The 11,878-nt window shown below is 51.3% G+C and carries 8 protein-coding genes; 4 read left to right on the top strand and 4 right to left on the bottom strand.

Going from position 1 to position 11,878, the window contains the following annotated elements:
* The first annotated feature begins 9 nt into the window (after positions 1–9).
* Positions 10–969 (top strand): nucleoside recognition domain-containing protein, encoded by a 960-nt coding sequence (locus KJY73_RS13040; protein WP_232848597.1) that lies wholly within the window; start codon positions 10–12, stop codon positions 967–969.
* Here KJY73_RS13040 and KJY73_RS13045 read toward each other — a convergent pair.
* The 4 genes from KJY73_RS13045 to KJY73_RS13060 all read right to left on the bottom strand — a co-directional run bounded on the left by KJY73_RS13045 (position 966) and on the right by KJY73_RS13060 (position 6,828).
* Positions 966–4,151 carry a DEAD/DEAH box helicase gene (locus KJY73_RS13045; protein WP_214344158.1) on the bottom strand — a complete coding sequence of 1,062 codons (3,186 nt, stop codon included), beginning with the start codon at positions 4,149–4,151 and terminating at the stop codon, positions 966–968. The genes KJY73_RS13040 and KJY73_RS13045 overlap by 4 nt on opposite strands.
* Positions 4,152–4,265: 114 nt before the next feature.
* On the bottom strand, positions 4,266–5,012 hold the full coding sequence (locus KJY73_RS13050) for a type 2 periplasmic-binding domain-containing protein (RefSeq protein ID WP_214344159.1): 747 nt from the start codon (positions 5,010–5,012) through the stop codon (positions 4,266–4,268).
* Positions 5,013–5,084: 72 nt separating this feature from the next.
* Positions 5,085–5,522 carry a nucleoside deaminase gene (locus tag KJY73_RS13055; RefSeq protein ID WP_214344160.1) on the bottom strand — a complete coding sequence of 146 codons (438 nt, stop codon included), beginning with the start codon at positions 5,520–5,522 and terminating at the stop codon, positions 5,085–5,087.
* An 85-nt stretch (positions 5,523–5,607) separates the two neighbouring features.
* Positions 5,608–6,828: a M24 family metallopeptidase gene (locus KJY73_RS13060; RefSeq protein ID WP_214344161.1), complete on the bottom strand. Its 1,221-nt coding sequence runs from the start codon at positions 6,826–6,828 to the stop codon at positions 5,608–5,610.
* A 244-nt stretch (positions 6,829–7,072) separates the two neighbouring features.
* Here KJY73_RS13060 and KJY73_RS13065 point away from each other — a divergent pair, with 244 nt between their 5' ends.
* From KJY73_RS13065 to KJY73_RS13075, 3 genes are all read left to right on the top strand, one after another.
* On the top strand, positions 7,073–7,738 hold the full coding sequence (locus KJY73_RS13065; RefSeq protein ID WP_214344162.1) for a GntR family transcriptional regulator: 666 nt from the start codon (positions 7,073–7,075) through the stop codon (positions 7,736–7,738).
* A gap of 99 nt (positions 7,739–7,837) precedes the next feature.
* A complete protein-coding gene (gene prsT, locus KJY73_RS13070) occupies positions 7,838–10,576 on the top strand; it encodes an XrtA/PEP-CTERM system TPR-repeat protein PrsT (protein ID WP_214344163.1) in 2,739 nt (912 codons plus the stop codon).
* 98 nt (positions 10,577–10,674) lie between these two features.
* Complete coding sequence (locus tag KJY73_RS13075; RefSeq protein WP_214344164.1) at positions 10,675–11,757, top strand: collagen-binding domain-containing protein; 1,083 nt, start codon at positions 10,675–10,677, stop codon at positions 11,755–11,757.
* Positions 11,758–11,878 lie beyond the last annotated feature (121 nt).

The raw sequence follows: 11,878 nt of genomic DNA on the forward strand, positions 1-11,878 counted from the left end.
GGAGATGCTATGTTGTCCCGCTTTCCCGAGTTACACAGCAGTTTAAAAGGTATTGTCAGCGATATTGCCAGAGCTTATTGGACCCTGATCAAGATTATGGTACCGGCAACGCTGGTGGTGAAATTACTGGATACCCTGGGATTTACCCAGTGGTTAGGTGTGGCTTTGGGTCCGGTAGTCGAACTGCTGGGACTGCCAAGTGAGCTTGGGTTGGTATGGGCGGTGACCATGCTGACCAATATCTATACCGGTATGGCGGCCTTCTATACCCTGTCCGTCGGGCAGGAATATACCGTGGCGCAAATCAGCATTCTGGGTTTACTGATGTTGGTGGCTCACTCGCTGGTGATTGAAGGGGCAGTGGCGAAAGCTACCGGGGTTCGTTGGCGTCTGACCTTGGCGATTCGAATAGGTAGCGGCTTGTTTCTGGCGGCTGTGTTCAGCCAGCTATTCAGTTATTTGGGGCTGTTGCAGCAACCGGCCGAGCTTTTGTGGCAACCTCAGGCCAGTGAACCCGGCTGGTTGGGTTGGGGGATTGCCCAGTTAAAACTATTGGCCTGGATCCTGGTGATTTTATCCAGCCTGGTGGTGATGATGCGTATTCTGCGCTGGCTGGGTGTTGAGCGGGTGCTGCAGCAATTGCTGTCGCCACTGATGCGTTGCCTGACTATAGGTAAGGAAGCCTCCAATATCACTATTGTTGGTATGTTGCTGGGGCTGTCTTACGGTGCCGGGTTATTGATTAACGAAGTGCGCAGTGGTCATATCAATAAGCGCGATACTTTGCTGGTGGTGTGTTTTTTGGGCCTGACCCACAGTCTGATTGAAGACACTTTGCTGATTTTGCTGCTCGGCGCCGATCTTAGCACCATTCTTTGGGGCCGACTGGTGTTCGCCATTGCGCTGATAACGGCGATGGGACGTATCTGGCTAAGGACCAGACAGCAACCAGCACCAGAGGGAGCTTAGCTGTCGGCCACCACTAAAGGTTGCAGCAGTAATTGTAGATTCTCAGCGTTGAAGCCTTCGCTGAGATTGTCCATCTCGTCACTGAGAATGGCCTGCGCCAGCCGGTGTTTCTGCTGCTGCAACTGCTGAATGCGCTCTTCGATAGAGCCTTCCACTATCAGTTTATAAACAAATACCGGTTTGTCCTGACCAATACGATGGGCGCGATCCGTCGCCTGGTTTTCCGCGGCCGGGTTCCACCAGGGATCAAAGTGGATAACAGTGTCGGCCTCGGTCAGATTTAAGCCGGTACCACCGGCCTTGAGGCTGATTAAAAACAGCGGGGCGTTGCCTTGTTTAAACTGTTCAATCACTTGTTGACGGTGACGGGTGGCACCGGTCAGCTTTACATAATCAATACCCAGCCCCTGAACCTGCTGCTCGATAATATCCAGCATGCTGGTGAACTGGGAGAAGAGTAAAATGCGTCGCCCCTCACTGACCAGCTCCGGCAGCATCTCCAACAACAACTCAAGCTTGGCTGACTGTTTGACCTTTTGCGCGGTGGGCAAAGACATTAACTGTGGGTGACAACATACCTGACGCAACTTTAGCATGGCGTCCAGAATTTCCAGCTGGCTGCGCCCCAGGCCTTTGCTGGCGATCACTTCACGTAGACTGTCGTCCACCGTTAAACGCACCGACTCGTACAGTTCGGCCTGCTTACCTTCAATTCTGACCTTGCTGATAATTTCGGTTTTGGCTGGCAGTTCGCTGGCAATTTTATCTTTGCTGCGCCGGAGCAGAAATGGCCGGATACGCTCAGCAAGCAGTTGGCGTCGCTCTGGGTCATTATGCTTTTCAATGGGCTGGCGGAACAGCTTGCTAAACTGAATTTGGCTACCTAACAAGCCTGGTAAGAGCAGGTTAAACAGCGCCCAGAGCTCGCCAATATGGTTTTCCATGGGGGTGCCTGTCAGGCACAACTTATAGTTGGCATCCAGGGCCTGTACCGCTTGATATAGACGGGTTGCGGGGTTTTTCAATAGCTGAGCTTCGTCCATGACCAGATAGTGCCAGTGCTGAGCTTGCAGGTGCTGAATATCGCGGGCAAGGAGTGGGTAACTTGTGACCACCACGTCCGCTGAACCCAGTTTCTCTAATTGTTGCTGACGCTGAGGGCCGTGTAACAAGCTAACTTGCAAATGCGGGGCAAAACGCTTTAATTCGTTTTGCCAGTTAAAAATGACGCTGGTGGGAGCTAAGATCAGCGCCGGGTTAGTTAGCCGTCCGGCCTGTTTTTCCACGCACAAATTGGCAATGGTTTGCAGGGTTTTACCCAGCCCCATGTCGTCAGCAAGAATGCCTGCCAGCCCGTACTCACGTAAAAATTGCATCCAACTGAGCCCCTGTAACTGATAGGGGCGCAGCGTGGCGGCTAATTGTGGGGGCGGGTCTACCCTTTGTATTTCATCAAAACGGCTTAAACTGGCGGCAATATCCCGTAGCCGGGAGCGTCCCTGACCTAACAAACTATGTTGGTTCAACATGGCTAAGGTTTGATGGCTTTGAAACTTAGACAGCCGGATACTGCCGTCAGCCCTGAGGCTACCGGGCATAAAGAGTTCAACAAACTGAGTCAATATCGGCCTGACTTGCTCCATTGGCAGGGGCAAGGCTTGGGTATCACTAAGTGGAATGTACAGATACAGTCCGGCATCCTGAAATTCATTGTGCAGATGCTCCGCTGACAGCTGTTGTAACGCGGTGCGCAAGATAGGCAGCAGGGGTAAAGGTTTGTCACCGACCTGAATCATCATGGACAGGGAAAAGAAATTGGCGTCCTCTTCCTCTATACGCGTTTCTATCTGACTGTCGGCGTGGCTGAGACTATAAGGAAAATCAGCCGGGCAATGCACCTGCCAGCCTGATTTTCGCAGAGAAGGCAGTAATTGATGAAGTATGCCAAACCAACTATCCGATTCGGCACAAAGTTGAAAATCCGGCACCGACCAATAATTGAAGGACGCTGGTGCCAGGCTAAAACCAGCGCTTCGCAAGATGTCGATAGCCTGCTGTTCAACGGGCTTGTTGCGTGGCAGTGGCTGCCCGTGACTGTCCTGCAAGATCGCGTCAGCCAGATAAGGGCTGATACGCTGACCCTGATAATCAAACCACAATGTTGCCATACAGGATGCTGGTTTTCTGTCGGTACAACTTAATTCCAGCACAGGTACAGGTGCTGTGGTTTTGCTCGGCAGCTCGACAGGGGGAGGTGTCAGCGCCGGACTGTTACCCAGCCACTCTTGCATCATTGGCCACGCCCAGGCCAGCTGTGCTTCGCTAAGAGGCGGTGCATCCAGCAGCGCCATGACCTGCTCAGGTGTAAGCTGAAAATCCAGCGGCACAATAGTTTTTGTGCTGTTGTCCAGATAGCAAAGCGGGTGACTGGCAATCAAGTCCTTAGCCGAGAGACCGGGGACATTCAGGGTCAGATGAAAAGCGCCACCTTGCTGGTGCCAGCTTAGCTTGCCGGATTGGGGAGGCGCCAGCGTAACGGGGCTGTTGCCCATTTCCTGCCAGTAGCAGCGACCCGTTGCCAATATTGCAGCCAGGTCATCAAGGTTTGGGACGAGACCATATTCGTTTCGGGAGGCCATTAGGTCCGCCAGTAAATGCCGCTCATTTGCATCGACTTCGGCCAGCAGAGATTCTGACAGGTAGCTATTGCGCAGGCTTTTACTTAACTGACCACTTTTGAGGCGCTTGGTCAGGCGGATATCCACCTTAAAACCATGACTGTCGCGTACTTTGGCCAACGACAGCAGATAGATAAGGATATCCTGGTTGGGTTTGACGGCCTTATAGGATTGCGGTTTGAGTCTGTCCAGCCAAGCTGCCACTTGTTCATCGCGGCTTTCCAACAACGGATTGGTATCGTCCAGGGCACCATGAACCAAGATGGCACCGTGGCGACAGAACTTGCCTTGCGGGCAGTTGCAGTCGCACACCGGCTGTGACAGTCCCCAATCGATAAAGACCTGAAAATGGCCGTTACCCCGTTCGTTGGCGACGGAACCACTAAGCATCCGTTCGTCAGGGTCATAATGCAGGCTTTCGATCACGCCTTCATGGTAAAGCTCACGGGCTTCCTGCCAATCCTGGCTACGAAACAGTTTTTCCAGTTCTTTGATGGAACGCATTGAGCAGGTCGTGCTCCCGGCAAGGCGCAAAACAGGGCCGCTATGATGTCACAGCCTGCATGAAATTCACAGGTACAAGGCGCTTACTGGTTGTTTGATATCTCAGAAGCTGACTCAAGGTTCTTTGAGTAAGTGATGCTTGCGCCACAACGCATGTAATTGTTGTTTGTTTTGTAGTTCGGTAAATAAGGTGTTTAACCAATGAATATCAATACCGACTCCTCTGCGTAGCAGTGCCCCATGCTGGTACTGCTGGTCGAAGCTTTGTGATATCAGTAAAGTGGACTTGAGTTCAGGGTGAAGATACAGATAGCGGTTGATAAAAGAGTTTGCCACTAAGCCCATGTCAGCACGCTCCTGCAACAGCAACCCCATAACCTTATCCTGGCTATCCACCAGTTGCATGCCGAAGCGTTGACGTAGACTGTCTGGATTGGCGTCCAAGCCCGCAAAGCCGTAATGATAGCCCAGCACGCCAATCAACCTTTTACCTTCAAACTGAGTGAAATAACGCTGATCGCGGTCCAGGGATGCCAACGCAACCCATACCTCCCCACCGGTAAAAAACGTGATAGAGGCATCCAGAGGGTAACCCCGCCAGCCCCAGTCCAGACTCTCAAACAACAACATATCAAACTTGCCGTCCTGGAAATCTTTATATCGACGTCGAGCGGTTGTGACGAATAAGGTAAATTCAACCTTATCCTGGGCTTGATTGAGAAGCTGCAAAAGGTCGGGGATAACCCCTCGGGATTGTTGCTCTTCCAGAACAAAGAAGGGGGGATACTCATAAACCCCGACAGCGATTTTCTCTTGGGCCTGAATAGCAGGGCTTAAAAACAGGGAGACAAGACATAGCATCAGAACCCTGTGTATCTGTTGCAAGCGGTTTGGCATAGCTATGGATGTTGCCGGCATGCCGGATTAAGGCGATTACTCGCCGATGTCCTCGTTCCAAAGCTCCGGGTGTTGGGTAATAAAGTCTTCCATCATGGCGATGCAGTCATGGTCTTGCAGCACGCTGAGCTCCACGCCGCGTTGCCGAAGCAGATCTTCCTCGCCCATAAAGGTTTTATTTTCGCCGATAATCACTTTGGGTATGCCGTATAGCAAGATGGCGCCGCTACACATTGAGCAAGGTGACAGGGTGGTGTAAAGCACGGACTCGCGATACACGCTGGCTGGCAGGCGTCCAGCCTGTTCCAGGGCATCCATCTCTCCATGCAAAATGGCGCTACCTTGTTGTACACGCCGATTGTGCCCGGCACCCAGAATTTTACCGTTGTGCACCAGCACAGAACCTATGGGGATCCCGCCCTCTGCCTGACCTAATCTGGCCTGCTCAATTGCCGCCTGAAGAAATGCATCCATAACCAACTCCGGTGGGGTTTTCTTCATCCTATACCAAATTAGGAAATAGCGCCCTAATCCGGGCGCGAATTTCAGATGGCAGTTTTCACGCACTCAGGCCAAAAGGATCGTCAATGCTATGACTGGGTTGGGTAAACCAGCGAGGACCATGTTCGGTCATATAAAAATGATCTTCCAGACGCACCCCGAATTCCTCCGGGGCGACTATCATCGGCTCGTTGGAAAAACACATACCGGGTGCCAAAGGCAGCCTGTTACCACCTACCAAATAGGGCCACTCATGAATATCCATACCGATACCATGACCAGTGCGATGAGGCAGGCCGGGAAGCTGATAATCCGGCCCTAAGCCACTTTGCATCAAAGACTGTCTGGCGGCTTTGTCGACCTCTTCACAGGCAACGCCCAGCCTGGCTGCGTCAAAGGCGGCTGCTTGCGCCTGCTTTTCGGCCTGCCACAGTTCTCGCTGGCGAGGAGTAGCCTGGCCGAATACGTAGCTGCGGGTAATGTCGGACAGATAATCATGTACCTTACAGCCGGTGTCGATTAGTACCATGTCACCGGATTTCAGTTGCTGGGCGTGTTTTACGCCGTGCGGAAAAGATGTCGCCACACCGAACAGCACGATACAAAAATACGATCCGCTGGCCCCCACTTTTTGATGCGCTTGCTGGATAAACTGTTCCACTTCAGTGGTACTGATACCTTCATGCAAAATACTGGCTGCGGCTTTATGTACGGCGAGGGTCATGTCCATAGCGCGCTGCATTAAGGCCAATTCAGATGCTGATTTATGCATACGACAATGGGCTGTGACTTCCTTGGCGTTGATTAAGCTAAAGCCCTGTTGAAGTTGATTGATGCCATCGAAGATAAAGAACTGGGCACTTTCATCTATACCGATTCGCGCCGGAGCCTCTATTCCCATATTAGCTAGCACGTTGAGAAACAGTGCATAAGGTGACTCATGTTCATGCCAGGCGTTAACTTTGCCGGGTACCAGCATGTAATCGTTCAATGTGCCGATTTCAAAATGTGGGGCGATAAATTCCAGGTCGCCCTGAGCTGGCAGAACCGCTCCTACCATGCGTTCACTGGCATACCAGCGCAGACCGCTGAAATAGGCCAAGTTCGTTCCTGCATTCAGATAAATGGCCGCAATATTATTGGCCTGCATGTAGGCCTGGGCTTTTGCAATTCTGGCTTGATGTTCATCAAGGCCAATTGGCTGCAGGTCGTTGGTCATATTCGACAGCAGGGCTAATGCCTGTTCCGGGGTTTTGCCACCTATACCTAGGGTGCTCATATCTGTTTCTCCAACAAGAACGCTCAGTTCCAGACTGAGGCGGTAGGGTTGTATTTTGGCCTAATGCCTTTATTTGTCTGCCCGAGGCTGACCAACATCATCTTCGCAAGCCTTGCCCGGCGCGGCTTTTAGCAACCAACTATGCTGCCAGGGTATAGTGCTAAGCCTTATGACTATAGTGGCGCCACTGGTACTCAGATCCGGGATCAGTATAATGTATGCGATATGCAATCAGGGAGCCATCATGGCGATAGAACATAAAACCCGCACTCAACTTGTGGTTGAAGCGATACGAGAGAAGATTCTCAGCGGTGACATTAAGGCTGGCGATCCGCTTCGTCAAGCGGCCTTGGCAGAAGAACTGAATGTCAGCCGGATCCCGGTTCGTGAAGCGCTGCTGCAGTTGGAAGGTGAAGGGTTGGTTGAGTTTGAAGCCCATAAAGGGGCGACAGCGACAGAGCTCTCTGCTGCCCAGGTGGATGAAATCTTTGAATTGCGGGCATTGTTAGAAGCCGAACTACTTAAACATTCAATCCACAAATTGACTGAACAGGACTTTGCTGAGGCACAAGCTTTGCTCAATGAGCTGGAAACCGCTGCCGCTGCAGGTGATAGCTACCTAACAACAGGTACACTTAACAGTCGTTTTCATGCCAAGCTATACAGCCGTGCAGAGCGCCCGCATACCGAAGAGCTGGTTAATATGCTCAACAAGAACTCTGAGCGCTATGCCCGTATGCATATTATGCAGTCAGGTGGTGTGGATCGTGCCCCTGATGGCCACCAGGAACTGTTGGATTTGTGCCGTAGCGGCAACAGTTCAAAAGCCTGTGCATTTCTGCAGGAGCATATTGTCAGCGCAAAAGACGATATAAAAGCTTTGCTGTTGAAGATGGAAGGCGAGGCCTGAGGCACACTTTAATGCCAGGCCTATTCTGACAACCTTTGTTGTCTCCTGACTTTTCTGCGTTTACCCTTGCGCCAATTAATCCACGGATCCTGGAAAGCCATGAAACGACTTTTATGTGCAGTGCTTTTGCTTTGCTGTTTGCCGGCGTCTGCCAATGAGGCCTCAGCTCATTACGAAGCGGCAATTAAGTATCAACTGCAAGGCAAAGCGGATGCTGCCATTATTGAGCTGAAAAACTGCTTACGTTTACAGCCGGATTATTTGCCAGCCAGGGTACTGATGGGACAGGTGCTGCTAGAGTCTGGCAATGCTGCCGCCGCAGATAAAGAGTTGACGCTGGCGCTGGACATGCAAGCCGACGCGCGGGCTGTGGTGCTCAATCTGGTCAGGGCCAAGCTTTTACAGAATCTCCTCACCGACGCTGAAGACCTTTTGCAGCGGTATGCTTCTCTGCAAAATATGCCGGATTATGTCTATTTACGTGGCGTAGTAGAAAAATCACAGGGCAATCGAGAGGCCGCACAAGCTTCTTTTCAACAAACCCTGAACCTCGCGCCAGCCCACCGTGAAGCCTTGACGGCTTTAGCTGAGATGGCACTGCAACGGGATGACCTGGCGGGTGTATCTGAATTGCTTGCAAAGGTGTTTAGTGTCGACCTTGATTACTTCCCCGCCTTGATTTTACAAGCGCAGTTATACCGTATCGAAGAACGCTTTGAGCTGGCTGAACAAACTTATGACCGCGCATTGCGCCTAAAACCTGGAAGCGAGCAGGCAATGTTAGGTAAGGCAGGATTGCTTGTGGAGCGCGAGCAGTTAGGGCAAGCCTTGCAACTGGTACTGGCTTTTCGCGAAAAGAACCCAGGTAATCCATACGCCAAGCTAATCCATTCGGCGCTGGTCGCTCAGCAAGGTCAGGAGCGTGAAGCGCGACAACTGTTGACCGATATTCAGCACCAGCTATCTGGTGTGGACGACTCTGTGCGTAAAATGCGTGAAGTGAGCTTTCTGAGTGCGGTTGTAGACTACGCCAGCGGTAAGTTAGATTCGGCGCGTCTCAAGTTCGACAACTTTATTCATGAATACGGTCCGACTGCTTCAGCGCACCGCTATCTGGCGATGATCGCGCTGCAAAAACGTAACTGGCGTGAGGCTAAGCGCCAGGTGGAGCGCTCTTTGGCAATATCAAGGCAGGATCCCGAGGTATTTGTGCTGGCCGCCACCATCGAACAGGGCTTGGGGCAACTATCAGCAGCCCTATCGCTACTGGAAGAAGCGCAACAGCGTTTTCCCACTCATACAGGTGTGCGTCAGGCTCTGATTCAAGCCTGGGTCACCAGTGGTCAATATACCAAAGCCATGACACAACTTGAGAAGACGCAAGGTGATGATCTTGCCAGTCGCACCTTATTGGGCTTTTTACAATTGCAGCATGGACAACTGGCCGATGCCAGTAAGACCACGCAGGCCTTATTGGATGAGCACCCTGGCAAAGTAGAAATACTGCAGTTGGCCGGTGAATTGTCACTGAAGCTGGGTCAACCAGACAACGCAGAGCGCTTTTTTAACGAGATCATTCGTCTGGCCCCGGAATTTAAGGTGGCACATTTGGCTTTGGCCGGTATGTATCTGAATCAAAAACAGTTGGAGAAGGTAGAAGCACAATATCAGCAGGTGCTGGCAAAGGATCCTAAGGATCTTGCGACTAACAAGCTGTATGCCGATTTGGCGATGACTATCGGCGATACAGGTAAAGCCATTTATTTACTGGAGCAAGTGCGGGAAAGTGACGACATCGAGGCTAACCGGGCGCTGTTGGAACTCTACTTGCAGACAGAGCGCTGGGCAGATGCTCAAGGGGTACTTGAGCAGATCCTAAAGCGTCGTAACTTGGATGAGGCTTTATTGTTCACCCGCGCCAAGCTGGAAGAGGCGCAAGGCTTTAAAGACAAAGCGGTTAGTACCTTGAAGGCCTTGTATGGTCTGGCGTATGACGACCTAGTTAAACTGCATTCGGTAGCGCACAAGCAGCTGGATCTAGGGGATCTGCCTGGGGCAGAAAAATCGCTGGCCAGATTGCGTAGCTTAGATGCTGCCCGGATAGACATATATTTATTGGCCCGCGTGGCTCTGGCCCAGGGCAATAGCCAATCTGCGCTGGCAATCCTGGATAATGGCTTAAAAAGCATGCCTGACAACCCCCGCTGGCAAGAACTCAGGGTTCATGCCCTGATTGCAGATGGTCAGGTGGAAGTGGCACTCAATCAAGCTGAACGTCTTTATCTAGCAGAACCACAACGTGCCAATATGCAGATGCTGGCGTCGCTCTATAGCCAGTATGAGCAGGTTGATAACGCCTTAGAGTTACTACAGACATGGTTAAAGAGTAACCCTCTGGACAGTTGGGCTGTGGCACAACTGTCTAACTTGGCAGCTCAGCAAAATGCATCGGAATTGGCGATCGCCACCTTAAAGGGCTATCCCAAGCTTTCAGAAAACCCGATATTTCTCAATAACCTGGCCTACTACCTGATGGATAGTGACTTAGTGGCCGCGCAGCAGTATGCCGAGCAAGCCAATCAATTGGCACCACAAGTTGCGCAATTTAACGATACCTTAGGGTGGATATATGCCAGACAGGGGCAGACTGGCAAAGCGCTGACCTTGCTGAGGGAAGCGCAGATGCGCGACAGCAGCAATCCGATGATTCTGTATCATTTAGCTTACACCTTGCATTTGCTGGGTGAAAATGAGCAGGCCAGTAGAATGCTGCAACGGGCCGTGATTCATGGCCTACAACAAAATTTAGCCGATGAGTTACGCGGCAAGATAAAGTGAGTCATATCAGATTCTGTGTGGCAACTGGTCTCAACTGACAGCGTTGTCAACTTGCCAAGTTGCTGTATAATTGAGCGAATTTTAACAGGGGATGGCTTATGAAGTTCCTAACAGCCGCGGTTACTTTGTTATGCAGTATGTCTGTTTTTGCAGGTCCTGTAGACTTTGGCCAGGCCGCTGATTACAACCTGTTTCTCAAGCAAAACTTTAACGTTTCCGGTTCTGACACTCAGGGACGCATTGCTGTAGGTGGCAATGTGGTGGTTAATGGTGGCCACGACGTAGGTTTTAAGATCGATGCATTTGGCATGGGCAGCGGTCCTAGCCTGGTTGTCGGCGGTAGTGTGCTTAAATCGGGCTCAGGTCATCTTAACGTCTATGAAGACGGCGCCCATTTGGCACCGCATTCTGGTGACCTTGTGTATGCCGGCACGGTCTCTGGCAGCAATATTGAAGCTAATCTGATTAAGGTCAACGCTAACCAGCTTCCTGTTGATTTCGATAGTGCTTTTGCTCATCTCAATCAGCTTTCACAGGACTTGGCGGGACGTACTGTGTCGGCTGTAACCGAGCATCAATGGAGCCAACTGAACTTTAATCCGACCAGCACTCCTGAAGACAACGTTTATGTATTTAATGTGACCCAAGAGCAAATCAATGCCAGTACTGATTGGTTTGTGAATGGCGTAGCAGACAACGCCACTATTATTTTTAATGTCACTAACCCTAACGGTATCGCAGCCGGTCAGGGAAACTGGACAGGCTATGACTGTGATGCTGGTCAAACTGGCTGCGTGCATTTAAAGCAGCACAGCGTGATTATTAACGGTAAACGGACCGGCGAGCATTACGAAGAGCATAATTTGGAGGGGCGCCTAGCCAGCCAGGTACTGTACAACTTTGCTGGCGCGACTCAGGTGAATCTGGCCTCTGATGTATTTGGCTCAGTATTGGCGCCCAATGCAGCTATTTACGCTAACCCATCGGTGATATGGGGGCAAGTTATGGCGAATTCCTGGGAAGGGAATATGCAGATCAACTACGATCCCTTCACGCCTGTCGGCTCCAATCCGCCAAGTCAGGTGAGCGAACCTTCTTTATTTGGATTTTTCGCGTTGTTGGCCGGGCTGTTAATGTGGCAGCGAGGCAGACCGATGACCAGACGAGTCGCGTTGGCGTAAATTTGTGAATAGATAAAAAGCCGCTCTCTCCGAGCGGTTTTTTTTGCTTAGTGCTGATGCACAGTGGCAGGGATCGCTATATCCACGGCTGGTTTAGCTCAATGAGGGGCTTAGCTCTTGA

This window comes from Bowmanella yangjiangensis, from assembly GCF_018531185.1.
Taxonomy (GTDB): Bacteria; Pseudomonadota; Gammaproteobacteria; order Enterobacterales; family Alteromonadaceae; genus Bowmanella; species Bowmanella yangjiangensis.